The 21,266-nt window shown below is 73.2% G+C and carries 14 protein-coding genes and 1 pseudogene; 9 read left to right on the top strand and 6 right to left on the bottom strand.

The window, feature by feature from the left end; genetic code table 11:
- The first annotated feature begins 49 nt into the window (after positions 1 to 49).
- The 7 genes from ABT158_RS34750 to ABT158_RS34720 all read left to right on the top strand — a co-directional run bounded on the left by ABT158_RS34750 (position 50) and on the right by ABT158_RS34720 (position 14,342).
- Positions 50 to 445 carry a YbaB/EbfC family nucleoid-associated protein gene (locus tag ABT158_RS34750; RefSeq protein WP_352360836.1) on the top strand — a complete coding sequence of 132 codons (396 nt, stop codon included), beginning with the start codon at positions 50 to 52 and terminating at the stop codon, positions 443 to 445.
- Positions 442 to 777, top strand: coding sequence for a hypothetical protein (locus ABT158_RS34745; RefSeq protein ID WP_352360834.1), 336 nt, complete (start codon positions 442 to 444; stop codon positions 775 to 777). The genes ABT158_RS34750 and ABT158_RS34745 overlap by 4 nt, the downstream gene beginning before the upstream one ends.
- Positions 778 to 834: 57 nt before the next feature.
- Positions 835 to 11,112: a WXG100-like domain-containing protein gene (locus ABT158_RS34740; protein WP_352360832.1), complete on the top strand. Its 10,278-nt coding sequence runs from the start codon at positions 835 to 837 to the stop codon at positions 11,110 to 11,112.
- Positions 11,113 to 11,158: 46 nt separating this feature from the next.
- On the top strand, positions 11,159 to 11,683 hold the full coding sequence (locus ABT158_RS34735; RefSeq protein WP_352360830.1) for a hypothetical protein: 525 nt from the start codon (positions 11,159 to 11,161) through the stop codon (positions 11,681 to 11,683).
- Positions 11,676 to 12,227, top strand: coding sequence for a hypothetical protein (locus ABT158_RS34730; RefSeq protein ID WP_352360828.1), 552 nt, complete (start codon positions 11,676 to 11,678; stop codon positions 12,225 to 12,227). Before ABT158_RS34735 ends, ABT158_RS34730 begins: the two co-directional genes overlap by 8 nt.
- Before the next feature lie 118 nt (positions 12,228 to 12,345).
- Positions 12,346 to 13,446, top strand: a complete 1,101-nt coding sequence (locus tag ABT158_RS34725) for a family 2 encapsulin nanocompartment cargo protein terpene cyclase (protein ID WP_352360826.1) — start codon at positions 12,346 to 12,348, stop codon at positions 13,444 to 13,446.
- Positions 13,446 to 14,342, top strand: a complete 897-nt coding sequence (locus tag ABT158_RS34720) for a geranyl diphosphate 2-C-methyltransferase (RefSeq protein ID WP_502911592.1) — start codon at positions 13,446 to 13,448, stop codon at positions 14,340 to 14,342. The genes ABT158_RS34725 and ABT158_RS34720 overlap by 1 nt, the downstream gene beginning before the upstream one ends.
- Here ABT158_RS34720 and ABT158_RS34715 read toward each other — a convergent pair whose 3' ends face one another.
- The 4 genes and pseudogenes from ABT158_RS34715 to ABT158_RS34700 all read right to left on the bottom strand — a co-directional run bounded on the left by ABT158_RS34715 (position 14,343) and on the right by ABT158_RS34700 (position 18,085).
- Positions 14,343 to 15,146, bottom strand: a complete 804-nt coding sequence (locus ABT158_RS34715) for an MBL fold metallo-hydrolase (protein ID WP_352360822.1) — start codon at positions 15,144 to 15,146, stop codon at positions 14,343 to 14,345. It lies immediately after the preceding gene.
- Positions 15,147 to 15,186: 40 nt separating this feature from the next.
- Positions 15,187 to 16,404 (bottom strand): annotated as a pseudogene (locus ABT158_RS34710) (4-hydroxybenzoate 3-monooxygenase); the annotation flags it as partial.
- A gap of 42 nt (positions 16,405 to 16,446) precedes the next feature.
- Positions 16,447 to 16,614, bottom strand: coding sequence for a hypothetical protein (locus ABT158_RS34705; RefSeq protein WP_352360820.1), 168 nt, complete (start codon positions 16,612 to 16,614; stop codon positions 16,447 to 16,449).
- 13 nt (positions 16,615 to 16,627) lie between these two features.
- Positions 16,628 to 18,085 (bottom strand): MFS transporter, encoded by a 1,458-nt coding sequence (locus ABT158_RS34700; RefSeq protein ID WP_352360818.1) that lies wholly within the window; start codon positions 18,083 to 18,085, stop codon positions 16,628 to 16,630.
- A 119-nt stretch (positions 18,086 to 18,204) separates the two neighbouring features.
- On the opposite strand from ABT158_RS34700, the gene ABT158_RS34695 reads away from it, so the two are divergent.
- Complete coding sequence (locus ABT158_RS34695; protein WP_352360816.1) at positions 18,205 to 18,942, top strand: TetR/AcrR family transcriptional regulator; 738 nt, start codon at positions 18,205 to 18,207, stop codon at positions 18,940 to 18,942.
- Between the two features lie 37 nt (positions 18,943 to 18,979).
- On the top strand, positions 18,980 to 19,339 hold the full coding sequence (locus tag ABT158_RS34690) for an arsenate reductase family protein (RefSeq protein WP_352360814.1): 360 nt from the start codon (positions 18,980 to 18,982) through the stop codon (positions 19,337 to 19,339).
- Positions 19,340 to 19,343: 4 nt separating this feature from the next.
- Here ABT158_RS34690 and ABT158_RS34685 read toward each other — a convergent pair whose 3' ends face one another.
- Both ABT158_RS34685 and ABT158_RS34680 read right to left on the bottom strand, forming a co-directional pair.
- A complete protein-coding gene (locus ABT158_RS34685; protein WP_352360812.1) occupies positions 19,344 to 20,198 on the bottom strand; it encodes an FRG domain-containing protein in 855 nt (284 codons plus the stop codon).
- A 145-nt stretch (positions 20,199 to 20,343) separates the two neighbouring features.
- Positions 20,344 to 21,216, bottom strand: coding sequence for a patatin-like phospholipase family protein (locus ABT158_RS34680; protein ID WP_352360810.1), 873 nt, complete (start codon positions 21,214 to 21,216; stop codon positions 20,344 to 20,346).
- Between the last annotated feature and the right edge of the window lie 50 nt (positions 21,217 to 21,266).

The raw sequence follows: 21,266 nt of genomic DNA, 5'->3' as shown, positions 1-21,266 counted from the left end.
GAAAGGTGCATGTGACGTAAGAAACACGCGGCATTGGGGCGGGGGTGTCATGGATTCTCCTGACGTGGCGGGGATGCGGGCATACGGCGACGAGCTGCGCGACATGTTCCGCCAGATCCAGGACGTGGGCATGGAACTGCACCAGCAGGCCAAGGCCGTCCAGGTGACCGAGACCTCCAAGGACGGCCTGGTGTCGGTCACCGTCGGCTCGCGCGGCGAGCTGATCCGGCTCGACCTCGACCCGCGCATCTACCGCCGCCCCGACGCCCGTCAGCTCGCCGACACCATCGCCGAGACCACCCGCCTGGCCGCCGAGCGCGCCCAGGAGCGCGTCACCGAGATCTTCGAGCCGGTGATCCCGCGCGAGGACTTCCAGGCGCATCTGAGCGGCGACCTCGAAACCGTCATGGCCCGGCTCGCCGACCGCATGGGAGGCAGCCGATGAGGCCCTGGGACGGCACCCAGATCATCAAGCCCATCGTGGACTCGGGCATCTCCCAGTGGACCACCGTGGCCGAGGACTGGGAGAAGGAGTCCGAGCGGCTGGTCGCCGCGGTCGTCGAGGCGCTGGCCGCCGCCCCCTGGGGCAACGGCGCCGAGGGCCAGGCGTTCATGAACTCCCATTTCCGCGACGACGGCCCCAACCGCATGCTCAACCAGTGCGTCGAGCTCTCCAAGCAGATGATGGACGCGTGCGGCCGGCTGCGCGCGAGCATCGACAACACCCTCGGCGTGGACGCCGCCATCGAGCAAGACCTCAAAGCGCGAGAGGTCTGACGCGTGACGCACAGCGCCACCGGTCCCCAGGGGCCGACTTCCCACGGTTCGTCGGGTGTGCCCACCATCCAGCCCCCGGTCCGCATCGACCGGGACGTGGAGCCGGTCTGGGAGACCGAGGTGCTGCCCGACTGGGTGGTCAACTGGTTGATCCCGATGTTGTCGGCCGGTCAGAAGTGGCCGGAGGCGAGCGAGAGCGGGATGTCCAAGCTCGCCCACGCCTACCACGCGCTCGCCGCCGGCGCGATCGGCACCGCGCCGCGCGCCGGCTCGGCCGTGCGCACCGTGGCGACCGGCTGGTCCTCGCCGGCCAGCGCCGACTTCGTCTCCCGCGCCAAGTACCTGTACGGCCACGGGGCCGGCATGGCGGGCGCGGCCGGCAAGTCGCAGGACTACCTGGGCCAGTCGGAGAACTTCGCGGTCGAGACCCAGTACTCCAAGTTGTCGGTCAACGTGGCGTTCTGGGTCACGGTCGTCGCCATCGCCATCGCGCTCTTCGCCGCCTTCTTCACCGCCGGCTCCGCGACGGCGATCATCGGGCCGTACGCGGCCGCGGGCCGCGCGGCCATCAGCCGGATCCTGGTCCGGCTCGCCATGATCGGCGCCAGGGAGGTGGGCGCCGGCAAGCTGGCCCGGGTGACCGCGCTCAGCGGCGCCACCGGGCGCGGCCTCCTCAGCCGGCTGCTCGGCTCCGCGATCGGCAAAGAGCTGATCGAGGAGATCGGCGAAGAGTTCTTCATCGACGCCGGCGCCCAGTACCAGCAGATCCAGATGGGCACCAGGAAGGAATGGGACTGGAAGAAGTCCCAGGCGGCGATCATCGGCGCCGGCGGCGGCGCGCTCGCCGGCACCGCGCTGTCCGGGCCCGTCTCCCGCCTCACCCGGCACATGCCGGGCTTCCCCGGCCGCGCGATGACCACCGGCCTGACCAACACGATCGCCTCCCCGGTCGGCAGCTTCTTCGCCAACGGCCTGGTGTACGGCCAGTGGGACAACCCGTTCACGGCCGACTCCATCATGGGCGGTTTCATGGGCGGCGCGGGGCGTACCGGGTCGATCAGCCCGTTCAACCCCGAGGTGTACACGACGCTGGCCAACCCGGTCACCGCCCTGGCCTCGGCCTACGACACCGCGGCCCGTACCGACGCCGCCCGCGCGGGTGGCGTCGACCCCAACGCCGGGGGCGGGAACCCGCCGGCCGGCAGCCCGGCCCCCGTGGGCGGCGGGCCCGTCGTCCCCGCCGGGGCGGCGCACGCCGGCGCCCCCTCCTCCAGCCAGAACGACGACGTCAGGCGCGGCACGCCCGCCACCTCGGCCCCCGACTCCGACGCCGGCCCGCGCCGCGGCTCCACCTCGCGGGACGACCGGCAGAGCAATGACCGCGAGCCCCGGGCCGAGACGAACGAGAACTCGACCGACGACACCACCGACGACTCCGCGGCGGGCTCCGACACGACGCAGCAGACCCCGGACCCGAAGGCGAAGAGCAGCTCCGCCCCGGCTCCCCAAGCCGCCGCCGCCCCCCAGTCCCAGGACGACTCCCAGGCCCTGGACGACCAGCAGGCTCAGGACGACCAGCAGGCTCAGGACGACCAGCAGCAACCGGCCACCCAGCAGGACGCCCAGCCCGCCCCGGCGGCCCAGCCGGACACCCAGCAGAACGCACAGCAGGACAGCCAGCAGAACGCACAGCAGGACGCCCAGCCGGACACCCAGCAGGACGACCAGCCGGACACCCAGCAGAACCCGCAGCAGGACAACCGGCAGGGGCCGATCGCGCAGCAGGGTGACCAGCAGGGCGACCAGCAGGGAGCGGTTGCCCCGCAGAACGACGACACCCCCGCCACCACGTCGGCCGCCGCCCCCGACGACGCGCCGACACCCACGCCCGTCCTGGCGACCGTCCGGGCCCGTAACGCGCTGATGAACTCGCTCACCGTGGACTTCCCCGGCGCGGTCGTCGGCCCGAACGGCGACCTCCTCATCCCCTCCCCCGACGGCAGCGTACGGGTGATCCGCGCCGCCACCATGAGACGCGTGCGCGCCGCCCTGGACACCCGCGCCGACGAGGTCACCGACGCCGACGAGCTGCAGGCCGAGGCCACCGCGCTGGTGCTGCTGGCCCAGGAGACGGGCGAGACCCGGCAGCCCGCCACGAGCAGGCCGGGCACGGTCACGTCGAGGCCGGTCCCTGGCACCCGGCACGTCCCCAATGCCCGGCCGGGCACCTCGCTGCAGCCCGACGAGGTCGAGGAGGGCGCCGACGCCCTGCGGCCGTCCCACTTCCTCAACCAGGATGTACAGGACATCACGTGGTCGGCCGACGGCACGCTCGTCGTCCGGACCAGGAACAACGGCACCCACCACTTCCGCCCGGTCGTCGGCGAGATGACCGAGGGGCTCATGGGCGAGACCGAGCTCTCGACCGGCGCGGACGCCCAGCACGCCCACGTCGTGCACTTCGCCCCCGGCATGAACCCGAGCCAGGTCTCCCGGGTCTGGCTGCACGAGATCACCGACACCCTGCAGAAGCTCCAGGAGGACGCCACCCCCAAGCGGCGCGGCTTCCTGCGCCGCAAGGCGGCGACCAGCGAGCCCACGCAGGACATGTGCGCCCAGGCCCAGCTCAACGAGCTGGGCTTCCTGGCCGAGCAGTGGCACGCCGCGCAGACGCCGCAGGAGCAGCGGCTGCTCGCCCTCGACATCGACGGCGTGTCCCGCCAGCTCACCGAGCGCGGCCACACCCCGCCGCTGCCGCCGTGGGCCCCCAAGCCGGGGGTCCGGCCCACGCACGCGCCGCCGGTGCCGCAGGGCCGCCCGGCGCGCGAGGAGCTGCCGGCCGTCATCGACGCGCTCAAGCGGGCCGAGCAGGCGCTCCAGGAGCAGATCGCGGCGAAGCGGAAGAGCGCCGAGGAGGCCAAGGAGGCGATCCGCAAGGCGCGGCAGGAGGCGCGGAAGGCTGATCGGCAGCACGACCAGGGCCACGCGGAGCGAGCGCGCAAGGCGCGGCAGGAGAGCCGCACCCATCGCGCCACCCGGGAACGGCACACCAGGATCGCCGACGCGTACGAGGTCGCGCTGCGCGAGGCGACCCGGACCCGGCAGACGTACCAGCAGCTGCTCACGGCGCTGAACGAGATCGAGAACCCGAGCGCGCCCGCCGGGCCGGTCGGCATGCGGCCCGTCGCCGCGCGGCTGGCCGACCAGGTCCTGCAGCAGCACGCCGCGTACCTGGACGCGCTGGCCGCCGCGCTGCCTCAGGAGATCAACCTGGCCGCGGCCCAGCCGACGGGCCGGCTGGCCCACGTGTCCGCCCTCACCACCGCCGTCAACGACCTGCTGGCCGACAACGGCATCGGCCACAGGTTCACGACGCACGAGCTGGAGGGGGCGATCCGGGCGGACTTCCACAAGGCCGTCTCCGCCGACGGCCTCGTCGTGCAGGTGGGGCACCACGGCAAGGCGGCCGAGGTGCGCATCAAGCTGACGCTCGCCGACCTGGTCGAGGTGCTCGATCCGGCCATCAAGGGGTCGGAGATGATGGTGGGCCTGTTCCACCAGGCCGGCCGTACGGCCTCGGTCAGCCAGGCGGGCAGCGGCGGGCTGTCGATGGGCTTCAACACCGGCGTCCTGGCCCAGTTCCTGCCCGAGGACCACGTGGCCAGGATGATGACGGAACTGCTGGGCGTCGGCCTCGGCGCCTCGATCGGGCGCAACTGGTCGAACGGCGGCGGAGCCGGCATGTTCGCCCAGACGGGCTCGGTCACCGACAACCGGAGCGAGTCGCTGCTGTTCGACGCCGCCGCCACCTGGACGGCCGAGATCCGCACCGGCCAGGACGAGAACTGGCGGGGCGCCGTCACGGTCGACTCCGGCGCTCCCGGCGACTTCTCGAGCCAGCGGCTGTGGTTCTCGCACTCCGCCACCGACCAGCCGCCGCGCAAGCTGGAGTGGATCGACAGGGCCAAGCGCCGCACGGAGATGCCCAACGTCGTCGTCCAGAGCATGAGCGACCTGGAAGGCGCCGTCGACATGCTCGCGGACGTGCTCGGCGGCGACTACGCCGAGGTCGGCACCCCGGCCCGCGACGCGCTGCGCGGGTTCGTCACCCACAACCTGCCCCACAGCCTGCGGACCGCGGTCAACGAGGGGCTGGAGCGCGTCTTCACCAAGGACGGCGAACCGCAGGTCCGGGTACGCGCCGAGAGCCGGGTCGTGGTGGAGCTCTCCGAGCCGGTCGGCGGCTCGACCTCCGAGGAGTGGGAGGAGGAGGTGCTGGTCGACTTCGTCGCGACACCTTCGAGCGCGTCCTCGGGCGCCTCGCTCGAAGGCAACGCCTCGGCCGGGTTCAACGCCCCCGGGCTGGCGGCCGTGGATCTCGGCGGGTACCAGCCCGCGATCGGCCCCAAGGCCAACGGGGCGAGAGGGGCGTCGCGGTCGTACTCGGCCACGGCCAACAAGCAGGCGATCCACCCCAGCGTGCGCCGCATGACCCACCCCAAGCAGAGCTACCGGCTCGTGGTGGTCACCACGTTTACCGTGGAGCGGTTCGGTGAGCCGCCCGTCACGTTGACGCCGGTGCGCAGCACGGCGCTGGCCGACATGCGCGAGAAGGCCGCCTTCAGGTTCGGCCTGCCCGTGGACAGCGCCGCGCTGGTCCGCAAGAACGGGCAGCCGGTCACCGACGCCAACGGCGAGCCGGTCCTGCGCGGCGACCCCGACCCCGCCCCGCCGCCCGGCCGCAAGCCGGAGCTGCCCGTATGGCTGGGCGAGGGGCCGGGGAAGATGCGCGGCGCGGGCCCGGCGCTGGTGGAGGAGATCGAGGGCCTGGCGGAGTTCCGGGAGAAGGTCCTGGAGGAGCTGGCCGAGCGGGGGGTCATCCCCAAGGTCGTGAACGGCGTGCCGGAGTACTCCGCCAACAAGCTCGCCCGCGCCAGCCAGATCCTCAACCGGCAGGAGCTCATGGAGCAACTGTCGGAGCAGCGGATCCGCGCCGCCTACGACTCCCTGGCCCAGGACGGCATCGTCCTCGACCTGACGCTGCACGGTCTCAACGCCGCCCCCGAGCACTACATGCTGCACCTGTCGCTGCAGCAGGACTTCGACGACGTGACCTACGTCGGTCACACCGACACCCAGACGGTGGTCAACCTCGACATCGGCTCCGACACCTCGGCCCGCGGCATCAACAGGTCCAGGACGTACAGCGGCGGCGCGTCGGTCAGCGAGAGCGACGGCCCGAACGAGGGCCAGGACGGCCTCAAGCACGAGGTCGGCGTCAACGGCGGCGGCAACCGCACCCGTACGGCGGGCTCCAGCGCCGGCGGCACGACCAACATCGTGACCCTGGAGGAGAGCAACGGCCCGGTCGCGATCCTGAAGCTGGGCCACCATATGACCGCCAACCTGCTGCACAACGGCACGACGACGACGATCGCGACCACCGAGGGCTCGGCCCAGCTCGTCTTCGCCGCCGACCTGCTCCCGTCGACGAAGGAGACGCCGCCCGCGCCGATCGGGCGGATGTCCCCGAAGCTCAGGTCCATCGCACAGTTGCTGCACGTGGACGTCGGCCGTCCCCTGGACGCGGCCCGCCAGGTGCTGCCACGCGGCACGACCGCCGACTCCGTGGCCCTCCAGCACCTCATGACGTTCCTGAACGTGCGCAACCTGGTCGGCCATCCGAAGCTGCTGAACCGGCCCTTCACCACGGACGGCGCGATCCGGCCGAACGGCGGCCCCACGCGCTCGTCGCTGTCGGTGTCCGGCGAGATCGGCGAGACCGAGGTGGTGGGCGTCGTCGACCACGTCACCGGCAAGATCAAGTTCGGGCTCGGCAGCGCGGGGATCTCGTGGGGCGGCTCGTCCGGTCTGTCCGCGGGGATGTCGACGAGCGCCTCCGACCTCGACGACGGCGGCACGACCAACGACGGCGGCTCGCTCTCGCTGCCCTCCCGGTCCGGCGGCACGTCCGAGTCCACCTCGCTCCTGGACATCTGGGGCAGCGAGGAACTGCTGATCAACTTCGGCCGCCACTACATGCTGCGCAGCACCGTCGATCTCACCCTGACCGGCTCAGAAAGCGCCGAGCACGGGGTGCCGACCGGCGAGCGCATCACCGTCAGCGGGTCCAGGACGGAGACCGTCTCCGGCACCGCGCTGTTCGCGGTCGCCGAGGACGACGCGCTGCTGATGTACGGGGAAGGCGACCTCGACCTGCCGCTCCACCTGGTCGGCGACGCGGTCGAACGGTTCCTCAACGGCAGCCTGACCCTCGACCGGAGCATCGCGGTCCCGCTGGTGCAGCGCTACGTCAAGGACATGGCGCAGTCGGGGGTCACCAACGAGTACACCGAGCGCCACACCCCGCAGGCCCTGCTGACCAAGCTCAAGGAGGTCTCCGGGCTCGGCTCCCCCGCCCCGGGAAGCCCGCAGGAGAAGCTCGACCAGGCCCTGGACGACGCCGGCAAGCAGCTCGAACGCTCCAGGGACGTGGTGCTCGCAGCGCCGTACGACCGGTCGGTGGGCGCGAGCGCGACCGAGTCGCTGACCCTGACGGACGAGAACGGCGACCCGGTCGACGTGATCGACGCGGTCCGCAGCGCCGTGCAGGACGCCGTGCCCGGGGCGCTGGACGAGAGCACCACCCTCGCCGAAGAGCTGAACGTGGACTTCTCCGAGGACGCCGCGGTGATCCACGTCGCCGACATGTGGTCGTCGCGGGGCTTCGAACGCAGCTACCACGTCCAGCAGGGCGCGCAGGTGACGCAGGCCGAGGAGGTGACGGTCAGGGTACGCCTCGAACCCGTCGGCGACCCGCGCACGGCCAGGCTCGTCAGTCAGACGTCGCAGGCCGGTCTGATCGTCCAGCACTACCGGTACACCGACAAGACGCATTCGGAGTCGTACAACGGGTCCTATTCGGCCGGCCTCGACTCGTCCACCGGCGATCCGAACGGCGGCCAGGGCGGCGGCCTGTCCACCGACCGCGGACGCGGGTACTCGGGCTCCACCAACCACCAGAACACGCGGCTGCAGCGGATCGGCCTGTTCAACGGGCTGACCCAGGTGGAGCAGCAGATGCGGGTCGTCATCGAGGTGGAGCGCCGTCCCGTGCGGGGAGGCAGGATCCCGGCCGGCGCCAAGAGGACCGCCGACAAGCTCCAGCGCAAGCCGCGCGCCACGCCGCCGGTCGTCTACGACGCCACGCTGGTGCGGCGCATCCCGACCGGCATGACCAGGCCCGTCGCCGAGGATCCGGGGCCGGTCGTCATGAACACCGACCCCCGGCAGGCCGAGCTGCATCCCGGCTTCTTCCCGGCGGCGCTGTGGGAGAACCCGGCCAAGCCCAGCCTGTACGAGGTCGTCACCGCCCAGCTCACCAAGATGCTGGGCGCGGCGGCGGTGCAGGAACGCCGTCCCGAGCTGATCAGGCGGCTGGCGCCGTCGGCGCTGCTGACCGCGTTGGAACGGATGACGGACCCCGCCGGCGAGCCGATCGTCCCGGTGTCCAGGCAGAAGTTCAAGGACCAGGGCGCGACGGTCACCGCCCACGCCCGCCTGTCCGACCTGACGATCGTGGCCGGGCCGTACGACGGGGAGAAGGGCCAGGTCGACCGCCAGGCCGACGCCCAGAACGTGACCGTCTCCCGCGGGCGGACGACCCCGCTGGGCTGGGGCGTCAACGGGTCGGACAAGTCGACCGGCGTCAACGGCGGCGTCAAGGGCGGTGAGCAGACGTCCGAGAGCGTCAGCGACCACCACGGGGCGCGCCGCGAGCGCAGCATGTTCGAGAAGGGCAAGCTCTACACCGTCCGCTTCCGGGTGGACTACGACCTCGACTTCCAGTACATGGCGCGGCTGCGCGACGGCAACGAGCACCCGGTCGGCGACCCCGTCCACCTGCCGTCCGCCTCGACCGGCGAGGTGGACGTGGTCATGTTCGGGGAGGAGATCGAGGAGCTGCGCGAGCGCATGGCGGCGGGCGTACGGCTCGGGCCGCCGCGTCCCGGCGGCCCGCCGCCCGCGACGTTCACCTTCGTGCCCGCCTCCGACAACCAGAACCCGATCCAGATCCTCCAGGAGGCCCGCCTGGCCGCCCGCGACCGCGGCGAGGTGGCCAGGGTGGCGGTCCGGGAGGCCGACGGCCTGCACCGCTACCGCGTCATGCCGGACGGCTCGCTGTACAGCGAGACCCTGGACGGCGGCTTCGCCGAGTCGATCGCCGGCCTCGCGCCCGACCTGCTGGACGCGGCCCGCGGCGTCGGCCTCGACCTGCGCGACGTCTTCATGAACCCGACCACGGCCGGCACCTTCACCGAGCAGGTCCAGGCCGCGCTCGCCACTCTCAACGCCCTCCCCGCGCCCGCGCCGGCGCCCGCCTGGCCCGCTCCCGCCACCGCCGAGCACACGAACCCGGTGGGCGGCAGCGTGGCGCAGGGCGTGACGCCGGCCGCCGGGATGCCGTCCCCCGCGATCGAGAACACGCCGTTCAGCAGGTCGTCGCGCCCCGAAGGGGTGCCCGACCTGAGCCTGGACGAGCTGCGCGGCCAGCCCCTGTCCGCCGTCGACCTCGGCGGCGCCGCCGCCCACGTGGGCTGGACCGGGGACGACGTCCTGACCGTCCAGGTGCCGGGCGCGCCCGACCAGCACGTCCGCGTGGAGGTCGGCGAGCCGGGCGAGGGCCTGAACGCGCTCACCGTGCCGCGCGCCGGCACGGCCGAGGATCCGCACCTGCTGCGGATCTGGGGACGCGTGCATCCCGACCTGGTCTCGTCGGTCCTGGTCCACGACCTGTCGCACGTCGTCCAGACGGCGACCGCGGCGGCCGCCGGCATGCCGCAGGGCGTGCTCAGGACGTCGCCGCAGGGCGAGCAGACCGAGGGCACCGACCTGTGCCTGCTCCCCCGCATGGACGAGCACGCCCACCTGTCCGACAAGTGGCACGCCACCACCGACCCGGCCCGGCGCGAGCGCCTGGCGGCGGCGATCGACGCCGTCGCCGAGGACATCCGCCGGCGCGGCCACACCCCGCCGGCCCCGCCGTGGGGCACCGGGCCCCGCGCGCCGGCCGCCCCCGAGCCGCAGAGCCGGATCGCCCGCCTGCTCAGCGGCGGGTCGGCCACCGGTCTGGACACCTCGCCGCCGGGCCTGGGCAAACTGGCCGCGATCGCCGGCGTGCCCGCCATCACCCCGGGGGCCGGTCCCGTCAACGCCGCCCCGCAGGTGGGGCCGGCGGACACGTTCACGGTGACCACCCCCGGCGGCGCGTTCACGCTGACGCTGGCCGAGGCAGCGCCCGGCGCGGACGGGGTGACCGTCGAGTCGAGCGCTCCCGGCCACCTGACGCTGCGGGTGCCCGCCGACGCCGGCTCCAAGGCCACGACGGCCGTCGCCGAGCACGTCGCGGCCCACGCCGCCGCGCTCGCGGGCGACCCCGCCACCGGCCGTCCGGCGCAGGCCCGTCCCGCCGAGGGCGGGCGGCCCGGTCCGGCCGAGGCGGCGGCGCTGGCCCGGCTGCGCGGGCTGGCGCGGGCGGTCGCCGAGGCGGGCCCGGTCCGCTCGCGCGCCGAACGGGCGGCGCTCCAGGAGGAGGCCCGGCGGCTGGGGCTGACCGGCGACCGGCAAGGTGCGCCGTCCAGGCTGGCGGAGCTGTCCCGCTCGGGCGACCTCACGCCCGCTGACGTCACGGCGATCCGCGGCCACGCGACGCTGCCCGAGACGGCCGCCGCCGGAGCCGTCGTACGGGCCGCCGCCCTCATGGGCGGGCGCGTCGTGATCCACGGCCCCGGCCTGCTCGACATCGCGCTGCCCGGCCGCGCGCCCATCACCGTCGAGATCCGGCGGCCCGGTGCCGGCGAGCCCGACCCCGGCGTGCTGACCTACGACGTGGATCCGGCCCGCACGGTCGGCGCGAACGAGCGGGCCGCCGCCGGGACGGCCGCCGCCGCCGTCGCCCGCGCGCTGGGCCTGCCGCCCGCCGACAGCCAGGAGCTGGCCGAGCTGCACGAGGCCGTGCGCCAGGCCCGCGTGGCCAACACCAGGCAGCGTCCGGGCCGCCTGGGCGTGCTGTTCGACCTGGTCACCGGGGCCCGCCCGGAGATCCTGCGGCTGCTCCCGCCGCAGGTGGCCACCCAGCTGGCCACCCTGGCGGACGGCCGCCGCCCCCGCGACTGGCCCGCCGTCCTGGACCGGATCCGCGTGCTGGCGAACACGACCGGCTGGAACCAGCCCGCGGCCGAGTGCGTGTGCCCGGACGACGGCCCGTGCGTGTGCGGCCTCCGGCTGAACGACACCCCGCTGGTGACGCCCGACCCCGAGGCGGTGGCGGTGTGACAGGCGGGACGTCGGGCATCATGGGAACCCCGAGGAGAGGACGGCTATGGCTTTCGCGGTGGCGCGGACGAGGGACGAGGCGCATCTCTACCTCGACCTCAACCCCTGCGCCTGCGGGTCCACCGACACAACCTGGCGCAACGGGCTGGTCGAGGTCGAGGGCGAGCTGGTCAACCGCTACTTCGGCCCGTGCGAGGAGTGCGGCACGCCGCGCGAGTTCGTGTTCGGGCTGCCGGAGCGTCCGGTGCTGCCCGCCGGGTTCCCGACGTTCGGCGGCCCCGAGCCGTCGGAGCTGCTCGACGCGGGCGAGTGGTTGTGGGTGGCCGACCTGACGGCGAGCGACGTGCCGGTGGCCGACCGGGCCGAGGCCCTGCGCACGCTGAGGATCGCCGCCGCGGCGGTGGAGGAGGTCGTCAAGTTCGTGCCGGCGGGCGCGGACGCGGTGCCCGACGACGGGTTCTGGTCCGAACGCGGGCAGGGGGTGCGCGCGGCCGAGCCCGGCAGGTTCCAGCTCGACCGGCTGCTGGTCGTCCGCGACACCTACCAGGCGCTGGCGGGTGAGTATGCCTGAGCAGGGTCTGGGCCGCTCGCTCGTCGAGGCGTACGTCTACATCGACCTGGTGGCCCATTCCGGCACGCCGGGCGCCTCGCGCGAGGCCACCGTCGACCAGGACGCCGAGAGCCTGCGGGTGCGGCTCGGCGACGTGGAGGTCGAGGTCCCCGTCGAGGCCGAGCGGGCGGCCAGGGAGACCGGCGCGACGTTCGGCGCCGGCCTGTCGGAGCTGCTCGACCCCGGCCAGTGGGTGCTGATCGCCACCACGTACGCGAGCCGGGCCCTGGAGGAGGGCCTGTTCTACGCCGCCGGCCCGGCCTCCCCCGAGCGGTACGACGCCGTGGCGACCGGCTGGCGCTTCGCCGCCGACGCCCTGGCCGAGGCGCTGAAGTTCTTCCCGCCGGAGGCCGCCGAGCTGCCGCCGGACGCCTTCTGGAGCGACCTGGGCCGGACCGTGCGCGAGACCGAGCCGCAGCGCCTGACCCGGGCGAAGCTGGAGGACGACCTGGCCTTCTACCGCAAGAGCCTCGACGACTTCGAAGGCCTGCACACAAGGCCCTGAGCGGAAGAGTGCGCCCGCCGGAGGGTAAGGCTCTCATTACCGATTGGCTACTCTACTTTTAGTAGCTGAATAACTACTTTCGGTAATGTCCTGCTCCTCCTCAGGGAAGAGGCGCGCCATGCCCCAGTACGCCGCGGTCCCGCGGCTCCCGACCGGTCCCACCGGCCTCGGAACCTCCGCGCTCCACCTTCCGATCCCCGCTCCACCCCCCGCCCCCAGGCAGCTCCCGGCCCCCATCCCCTATGTCGAGCGGGAGTGGGGCGACGGCTCCTACCCGCCGCTCTACTGCCCCGAGACGGTCCGCGACGACCCGGCGCTCGGCGCGGAGGTCGACCGGCGGCTCGTGGCGTGGGCCGAGAAGGTGGGCCTGCACGCCGGGCGGATGGACGAGTTCGCCGCCACCGGGTTCGGCCGGCTGGCGATGCTCGCCCACCCCGACAGCGACGACCCCGACCTGCTGCTGATCGCGGCGCAGATGAACACCGCCTGGTGGGCGGCCGACGACTACTACGCCGACGAGACCGAGCTCGGCGCGAGCCCCACCGAGCTGCCGCCGCGCCTCGCGCTCGTCATGTCGGCCATGGACCCGCCCCCGCCCGCGGGCGTGTACACCGAGCAGCTCGAAGCGGCGATCGAGGCCGACCCCGTGCTGGTCTCCCTGCGCTCGGCCACCGGCCACCTGTCCCGCCACGGCACCCCGTCGCAGGTCATGCGGGCCTGCAACACCACCTTCCAGATGTACGTGAGCTGGACCGCCTACGCCGCCTGGCGCTACCTGGAGACCCCGCCGCCCGTCTGGCGCTACCTCGCGGCCCGGCAGCACGACAGCTTCTACACCTCCATGACCCTCATCGACGTCGTCGCCGCCTTCGAGCTGCCCGCCAACCTGTTCTACGACCGGCGCTTCCACACCGCGCTCATGCAGGCCGGCACGGCCAGCGTCATCGTCAACGACCTCCACTCCGTCGCGCGGGAGGCGGCCGACGAGCTGCCCGACTCCAACGTCGTCCTGCTCATCGCGGGCGAGGAGAAGTGCTCCACGCGCGAGGCCACCGAACGCGCCGTCGCGCTGCACAACGACTTCGTCAAAGGCTTCGAGACCAGCCAGCGCGAGCTCGCCGCCGTTCCGTCCGTGGAACTGCAGCGATTCCTGCGCGGCGCCCAGGGCTGGATGGCCGGTTGCCTCGAATGGCACGGCAGCAGCAGCCGCTACCACTGATGACGACCGGCCGCCCCCGGCCGGAAAGGAGCTCTTCCCAGGTGACCGTCAACACCCAGTCCCCCGTCCTCACGAGCCACTACCAGCACTCCGTCGCCAGCTACTGGAACGCCGAGAAGAACCCGGTCAACCTGCGCCTGGGCGACGTCGACGGCCTGTACCACCACCACTACGGCATCGGCGAGGTGAACTGGACGGTGCTCGACGGCCCCGAGGACACCCGCGAGGACCGCATCGTCAAGGAGCTCCACCGCCTGGAGACCGCCCAGGCCGACCTGCTGATCAGCCATCTCGGCCCGCTCGAACCCCACCACCGGGTGCTCGACGCCGGCTCCGGCCGCGGCGGCAGCAGCCTCCTGGTCAACATGCGGTACGGCTGCGAGGTCGACGGCGTGTCCATCTCCGAGTCGCAGGTCGCCTTCGCCAACGACCAGGCCAGGAAGCGCGGCGTCGACGACAAGGTGCGCTTCCACTTCCGCAACATGCTGGAGACCGGCTTCGAGACTGGATCGTTCCAGGCCAGCTGGAACAACGAGAGCACCATGTACGTCGAGCTGTCCCTGCTGTTCGCCGAGCACGCCCGGCTGCTGCGCCGGGGCGGCCGGTACGTCTGCGTCACCGGCTGCTACAACGACGCCTACGGCCTGCCGTCCCGGGCGGTCAGCCAGATCAACGCCCACTACATCTGCGACATCCACCCCCGCAGCACGTACTTCGAGCAGATGGCGGCCAACCGGCTGGTCCCGGTCAGCGTGGTCGACCTGACGCCGGCCACGATCCCGTACTGGGAGCTGCGCGCCCGCACCCACCTGGCCACGGGCATCGAGCAGTCCTTCCTCGACGCCTACAAGAACGGCAGCTTCCAGTACCTGCTCATCGCGGCCGACCGCGTCTGATCAACCGGCCACCGCGGCGGCCAGCTCCCACGGGTCGTGGGCCGAGAAGACGCTCACCTGGTCGCCGTGGTCCCGTACCAGCTCCCGCAGCCGGGCCTGGGTGCCGAGCCGCAGGTCGTGATGGACCTCCGAGCGGGTCTGCACGACGTCCATCAGCGGGTGCGGATGCGGGTCCGGCTGCAGCTCGCGGTGGTAGTAGTAGGCGTCGCCGCAGTGCAGCAGCCAGCGGTCCCCCTCGCGGACGGCGACGCCGGTGTGCCCGGCGGTGTGCCCGCCGAGGGGGACCAGCCTGATGTCCTCGGGCAGCCCGTCGGGCTTGATCGAGGCGAAGCCGAACCAGTCGTCGTTCGCCTCCGGGGTGTAGGTGACCCAGTCGGGGCCGTGCGCCCAGTGGGCCGGGCGGTAGCGGTAGCTCGGGGCCTCGGACAGCGCCGCCTCCAGCTCGGCGGCCAGCAGGTGCACCCGCGCGCCGGGGAAGTCGGGCAGCCCGCCGCAGTGGTCGACGTCGAGGTGGGTGACGATGACGTGGCGCACGTCGTCCGGGCGGTAGCCGAGCCGGGCGACCTGGCGGACGGCGGTCTCCTCCTCCTCCAGCGCGGGCTCGGCCATGGCCACCCAGTCGGCGCCCAGCGTGCCGGCCGGGTCGCGCACATCGCCGAGCCCGAGCCCGGTCTCGACCAGCACGAGCCCGTCGGCCGGGGTCTCCACCAGCAGGCAGTGGTTCACGGCGGGGGCGGCGGGCGGGCCGTCGTAGGTGGCTTCGATCGTCCGTACGGATCCGCAGTTCAGGTGATGAATCCTCATGGGGACGATCGTCGTACTTGAACCGCGGTTCAAGTCAACTTCAGCCGCCCGCCATCATGTCGCCGAAGGCGCGGGCCGCCGGGCCCGAGGTGAACAGCCGGTCGAGCCGCGCCCTGGCCAGCCGGCGGCGGAACGGCCCGGCCAGCGTCTCGTCGCCGGCCTCGTGGGTCATCTCCGTCATCCAGCGGGAGAACTCCTGGTGGTGCCACACGCGTTCCAGGCAGGTGGCCGAGTAGGCGGCCAGCGGCTGCTCGTCGCCCTCGCGCAGGGCGGCGCGCAGCGCGCGGGCCAGCACGTCGGCGTCGGCGACCGCCAGGTTCATGCCCTTGCCGCCCATGGGCGTGATGATGTGGGCCGCGTCGCCGACCAGGAAGAGCCGGCCGTAGCGCATCGGGTCGACGACGTGGCTGCGCATCTCGACGAACGCCTTCTCCCCGATCGGGCCGTCCGGCAGGCCGTCGTCGGCCAGGCGCAGCCGCAACTGGGCCCAGATCCGCTCGTCGGGCCAGTCGGCGGCGGTGGCGTCGGGGGTGCACTGGAGGTAGAAGCGGCTGGCCCGCGGGCCGCGCGGGAAGTGGGCGGCGAACCCGTGGGCCGTGATCGCCATCAGCGGGCAGCTCGGCGGCGGGACGTCGGCGAGCACCGTCAGCCAGCCGATGCCGTAGTCGTGGGAGTAGGTGGTGAGGGCGTGCGCGGGCACGGCGGCCCGGCTGACGCCGTGGTGGCCGTCGCAGCCGGCGACGTAGGAGCAGGCGATCTCGTGCGTGCCGCCGTCGGCGTCGCGGTAGGTGACCGCCGGCGCGGCCCCCTCGACGCCGCGCGGGGTCACCTCGGCCGCCTCGAACCGCAGGTCGCCGCCGGATTCGAGGAGGCGTGCCAGCAGCCTGCCGACGAGCACCTGCTGCGGCACGAGCCGGCCCGTGCGGCCCTCGGTGATCGCCGGGACGTCGAGGAAACGCCGCTCGCCGTCGACGCGGAACTCGAACCTGGTCTCCTGCGGCATGCCCGCCAGGACGGTGTCGGCCAGGCCCCACTCCTCGAAGACGCGGGCGCCGTGGTGGTCGAGGATGCCCGCGCGCTGGCGCTGCTCGACGTACGGGCGGCTCTGCCGTTCGAGCACCACGCACTCGACGCCGGCCTGGCGCAGCAGGCTCGCCAGGGTCAGCCCGGCCGGACCGGCTCCGATGACGACGACCTCGGTGTGCTCTCGCCTGCTGGTCTCCCCGGACATGGCGGTCCTTTCGCCTCGGTGACGCGCAGTGGTACCCGGCCAGGATGATCACGATGATAGTCCGTGCGGTCACCACCGCACCGGGAGACCGAGCACCCCGTGGACAGCCGCGGTGCCGTCGGGGAAGGCCGGCTGGATGACGGGCGCCTGCCCGCGCAGCTCCGCCAGGCCCGCGGGCGGGTCGAAGGGGCAGCCCGCGGGGCGGGTGACCGGAAGCGTGACGGGGGCGTCCTGCATGGGGGTCTTCCTTTCAGTGGGTCGCGGTCAGGGACGGTTCCTGTGCCGGCTTGCGTTCGCCGCGCATCACGACCAGCGCCAGGACGGCGGCGGCGACCACCCCGGCCGCGCTGATCGCGAAGGCGGCCGACATGGCCGAGGTGAACGCCTCGCGGGCCACCTGGGCCAGACCGGCGTCGCCGAGGGCGAGCGCGTCGCCGATCGAGCGCCGGGCCGCCTCGGGCGCGCCCGAGGGCATCCCCCGCGTGTAGGCCCCGGCCAGGACGCTGCCGAGGACGGCCACGCCGAGCGCCGCGCCCGCCTGCTGGATGGTGTCGTTGAGCGCCGAGCCGACGCCGGCGTGCTCGGGCGGGATGGTGCCCATCAGCGCGGCGATGGCCGCGGGCATCGCCAGTCCGCCGCCCGCGCCCATCACGAACAGGGCCGTGCCGGTGAGCAGGATGCCGCTGCCGGAGGAGACCATGGCGAGCAGGCCGAACCCGGCGGCGCAGACGAGCAGCCCGGTGACGATCATCGGACGGTTGCCGAGCCGGGCGCCGAGGCTCGCGCCCAGGCCGTTGAAGAGCAGCGAGGCGACCGCCATCGGCAGGAACGCCAGCCCGGCCGCGGTGGGCGTGTAGCCGAGCACGTACTGCAGGTACTGGGTGAGCACGAGCAGCAGCCCGCCGTTGCCGATCTGGACGAGGGTCAGGGAGAAGCTGCCGCCGCTGAACGTGCGGTCGCGGAACAGGGCGAGCGGGACCATCGGGTGCGGCGTGCGCAGCTCCCAGATCACGAAGCCGGCCAGGGAGAGCACGGTGAGGGCCAGGGCCGGCCAGTTGACGCCGTTCGGCAGCTCGATGATCGTCCAAACCAGGGCGGACATGCCGGTCGCCGACAGGATCACGCCCAGCGGGTCGGGCTTCGTCCAGGGGCCCTTCGACTCGGGCATGAGCAGCAGGGAGGCGACGATGGCGAGCAGCGCGACCGGCACGTTGATCAGGAACACCGCGCCCCACCAGAACCAGGCGATCAGCGCGCCGCCCAGGACCGGGCCGCCGATCATGCCGATCATCGCCACCGCGCTCCAGACGGCCATCGCCTTGCGGCGCTCGGCCTCGTCGAACACGGTGATCAGGATCGACAGCGTGCTCGGCATGATCAGCGCGCCGCCGACGCCCATCGCGGCGCGGGCCGCCACGAGCTGCGCCGGATCGGCGGCGTAGGCGGCCAGCAGGGACGCGGCGCCGAAGAGGGCCAGGCCGATGATCATCACCCGGCGGCGGCCGTAGCGGTCGGACAGGCTGCCCGCGGTCAGCAGCAGGCCGGCGAAGACCAGGATGTAGGAGTCGAGGATCCATTGCAGGTCCTGGGCGTCGGCGCCCAGGTCGGCCGCCAGGGGCGGGACCGCCACCGTCAGCACCATGTTGTCCACGACCAGCACCAATGTGCTGAGGCACAACACCACCAGGATCCACCAGCGGCGGTTCATGGGTCTCTCCCCTTCGACTTGCGTACGTCGCTCTCGGAATGCGCACACTGTACGCAGACGAAAGTGATGTACGCAAGCAGGTGTTCGCGGATGCGTACAGTGTGCGCTAGGCTCGGGTCATGCCAGCATCGCAGCCGCCTGTCCCCTCGGTCTGGGTCCGTCAGCGCCGGCAGCGGGAGCGGCCCGCGCTCAGCCTCGACCGGATCGTGTCCGAGGCCGTCCAGCTGCTCGACGAAGAGGGGCTGGAGGCGCTGAGCATGCGCAGCCTCGGCACCCGGCTCGACGCGGGCGCGACCTCCCTCTACCGCCACGTCGCCAACAAGGACGAGCTGATCGAGCTGGTCGTCGACGAGGTCTACGGCGAGCTGCGCGTGCCGTCCGTCGAGGAGGCGGGCGGCTGGCGCGACGGGCTCGCCGCGTCCGCCCACAGCCTGCGGGCGGTGATCCTGCGCCACCCGTGGATGGCGTCCGTGCTCGGCCAGGTCGGGCTCACCAACCTGGGGCCCAACGTGATGCGGCGCTCGGAGGACCTGCTGGCGCTGGTGCACTCGGCCGGGTTCGTCCCCGGCGAGGCCGACCGGGCGGTCAACACCGTGCTGGCGTACGTGATCGGCGTGGCCATCAGCGAGGCGGCGTACCTGTCGACGCTGGCCCGCAGCGGCCGTACCGAGCAGGAGTGGATCGACGCCGTCCGGCCGATCACCGAGCAGGCGTTCGAGAACCACCCGTGGATGCGGGCGGAGTACGCGGCCAAGGGGTCCGGCGACCCGGAGCGCGTCCGGGACGAGGACTTCGGCTACGGCCTCGACCGGGTGCTCGACGGCCTGCAGACCCGGCTGGCCTCATCGGCCGGCTGACCCGCGCCGGGCGTCCCGGCGTGAGAACCTCGGCGTCATGGAAATCTGGATCAACCCCGGCTGCTCCAAGTGCCGTTCGGCCCTGTCGATCCTCGACGCCGAATCGGCCGGCTACCGGGTCCGCCACTACCTGGAGGACCCGCCGTCGCCGGACGAGCTGCGCGCCGTCCTGGCCCGGCTCGGACTGGAGCCGTGGGACATCACCCGTACGGGCGAGCCGGTCGCGGCCGAGCTGGGCCTCGACGCCTGGCCGCGCGACCCGGACGCCCGCGAGCGCTGGATCGCCGCCCTGTCCGCGCACCCGATCCTGATCCAGCGGCCGATCATCACCGCCGACGACGGGCGCACCGTGATCGGCCGCACCGAGGAGGCCGTGCGCGGCACGCTGCCCGGGTGAGCGGTCAGTCGTTCATGCGGCCCTCCTGCTGGCCGAGGCGCTCGGGCCCGGACATGCTGGAGCCGCCGGCCGGCACGTCGACGCTGCCCGGGGAGTAGTAGCGGCGCAGCCACTCGGCCAGCCCGTCGAGGCCGGGCAGCAGCACCCGTTCGGTGATCCCGGCCTGGTCGAGCCGCCGCCGGATCTCGACCTTGACCCCGGCCGGGATCGACCAGCCTCGCCACAGCCCGGGATGCTCGGCCAGCCAGTCGTCGAGCTGGTACCTCGCCCCCGACATCGCCGAGAGCACCGACGACTGGTTGACCATGCGCTCGTCCAGCGACGGCGGCTCGAAGAAGGCGACGAACGGGCGGTCGCGGCCCAGCGCGTCGAAGCCGGCCAGACCGGCGGCGCGTTCGGCGAGCATCTCGGTGCTGAACAGCAGCGCGCCCTCGCCGTCGAGCACCTCGCGCAGCGGCTCGGGCAGCAGGCGGTGCGCGCCCGCGCAGTCGACGGCCAGCAGCACGGCGTCGTCGCCAGGCCAGGACGCCGTGGCGAAGTGCAGCGCGACCAGCGGGGAGAACGTCCAGTCCAGGAGGCGGGTGGGCAGGCCGTGGTGCTGGCCGAGAGCCAGCCAGTCCCAGACAGAAGGGCCAGGGGCGGCCCTGTGCGCGTATTTCCTGAAATTTCGTATCAAGTGGGTTTCTAGGGTGGCGTAGTCGCCCGCCAGCCGCGCCAGGCTGTGCACGTGCGAGTACGTGCTCTTGGCCAGGCCGCGGAAGACCAGCGTCGAGTGCGCCTGGGCCGGGCCTCCGGTGTGGCCGGCCGCGCTGATCGCGTCGTCCAGCTCGCGCCAGGACGACACCGTCACCATCCCCATGCGCCTCCGGTGCCCCTGGACGCTCCTGTCACACCTGCCGCCGAGCCCCCGCCTTCGCCGCCGCGCACCCGGCGGTCACCTCGGTGATCACCGGGCCGCGCACGATGGCGCAGCCCGACGACCTGCCGAAGGACGCCGTGGCCGGCTAGGTCCACAGGCTGTGGACGACGGCGGCCACCCGCCGGCCCTGCTCGCGGCCGGCGTGGGCCGCCGGTGGCCGTACGGCGGGGTCGAGCGGGTTGGCGCCCATGGCCGCGACGGCCCCCTCGTCCGGGCTGACGACCTCGACCGCGGAGCCCTCCTTGCACAGCAGGGCCACCTCCTGGTCGAGCGACGTCCAGGGGGAGGCGGGGGCGCCGGGCGGCTGGGGCGAGACCACCAGCACCCGTTCGAAGCCCGCCGCCAGGTCGGCGTTGTCGCTGGACCGCACGCCGCCGTCGATGTAGCGGCGGCCGTCGATGGTGACCGGCGGCCAGACCCCGGGCACGGCGCAACTGGCCGTCACCGCGTCCACCAGGCCCACCCCGGACGCCCGGTCGAACAGGCGGGTCTCTCCGGTCGCCGCGTCGAGCGCGACCAGCACGAGCGGGCGCTCCGGCCAGTCGGTCTCGGGCAGCCGCGAGGCCACCGCCGCCCGCCGTTCCGGCTCGCCGACCGTGGGGGCCTCCAGCGCCCAGGCGCCGATGCGCCGGTGCAGCTCGTCCCGGTCGTGGGCGCCGGTCAGGATGCCCTGGAGCGCGGCCGCGAAGGAGGCCGCGTCGAACACCGCGGGGATCTCCCTGGCCTGCAGCGCGGGATCGACCTGCCGCTGGAACAGCTCCTCGACGGTCAGCCGGCTGCGGGCCTGGGCGCCGACCGCCGAGCCGGCCGAGGTGCCCACGATCAGGTCGGCGTCCCGTACGTCCACGCCCTCGTCGGCCAGCCCGGCCAGCACGCCGGTCGCCCAGGCGATGCCGGCCACGCCGCCGCCCCCGAGCACCAGGGCCCGGCGACGGTCAGAAGCTTCAATTCGGTCCATGAGCATCATCATTCACCAATCAGGAACAAAGCGCGCGTCTCATGCGGGCC

It is taken from the genome of Nonomuraea sp. NPDC001636 (assembly GCF_040298265.1).
Taxonomy (GTDB): domain Bacteria; phylum Actinomycetota; class Actinomycetes; order Streptosporangiales; family Streptosporangiaceae; genus Nonomuraea.
The sequence above is the reverse complement of the archived record's forward strand: the minus strand, read 5'-3'. Positions and strand labels throughout refer to the sequence as shown.

Excerpts from the sequence above, each read along its gene's own strand:
- ABT158_RS34750 (WP_352360836.1), top strand. The coding sequence starts at position 50 with ATGGATTCTCCTGACGTGGCGGGGATGCGGGCATACGGCGACGAGCTG.
- ABT158_RS34745 (WP_352360834.1), top strand. The coding sequence starts at position 442 with ATGAGGCCCTGGGACGGCACCCAGATCATCAAGCCCATCGTGGACTCG.
- ABT158_RS34735 (WP_352360830.1), top strand. The coding sequence starts at position 11,159 with ATGGCTTTCGCGGTGGCGCGGACGAGGGACGAGGCGCATCTCTACCTC.
- ABT158_RS34730 (WP_352360828.1), top strand. The coding sequence starts at position 11,676 with ATGCCTGAGCAGGGTCTGGGCCGCTCGCTCGTCGAGGCGTACGTCTAC.
- ABT158_RS34725 (WP_352360826.1), top strand. The coding sequence starts at position 12,346 with ATGCCCCAGTACGCCGCGGTCCCGCGGCTCCCGACCGGTCCCACCGGC.
- ABT158_RS34720 (WP_502911592.1), top strand. The coding sequence starts at position 13,446 with ATGACGACCGGCCGCCCCCGGCCGGAAAGGAGCTCTTCCCAGGTGACC.
- ABT158_RS34715 (WP_352360822.1), bottom strand. The coding sequence starts at position 15,146 with ATGAGGATTCATCACCTGAACTGCGGATCCGTACGGACGATCGAAGCC.
- ABT158_RS34705 (WP_352360820.1), bottom strand. The coding sequence starts at position 16,614 with ATGCAGGACGCCCCCGTCACGCTTCCGGTCACCCGCCCCGCGGGCTGC.
- ABT158_RS34700 (WP_352360818.1), bottom strand. The coding sequence starts at position 18,085 with ATGAACCGCCGCTGGTGGATCCTGGTGGTGTTGTGCCTCAGCACATTG.
- ABT158_RS34695 (WP_352360816.1), top strand. The coding sequence starts at position 18,205 with ATGCCAGCATCGCAGCCGCCTGTCCCCTCGGTCTGGGTCCGTCAGCGC.
- ABT158_RS34690 (WP_352360814.1), top strand. The coding sequence starts at position 18,980 with ATGGAAATCTGGATCAACCCCGGCTGCTCCAAGTGCCGTTCGGCCCTG.
- ABT158_RS34685 (WP_352360812.1), bottom strand. The coding sequence starts at position 20,198 with ATGGGGATGGTGACGGTGTCGTCCTGGCGCGAGCTGGACGACGCGATC.
- ABT158_RS34680 (WP_352360810.1), bottom strand. The coding sequence starts at position 21,216 with ATGGACCGAATTGAAGCTTCTGACCGTCGCCGGGCCCTGGTGCTCGGG.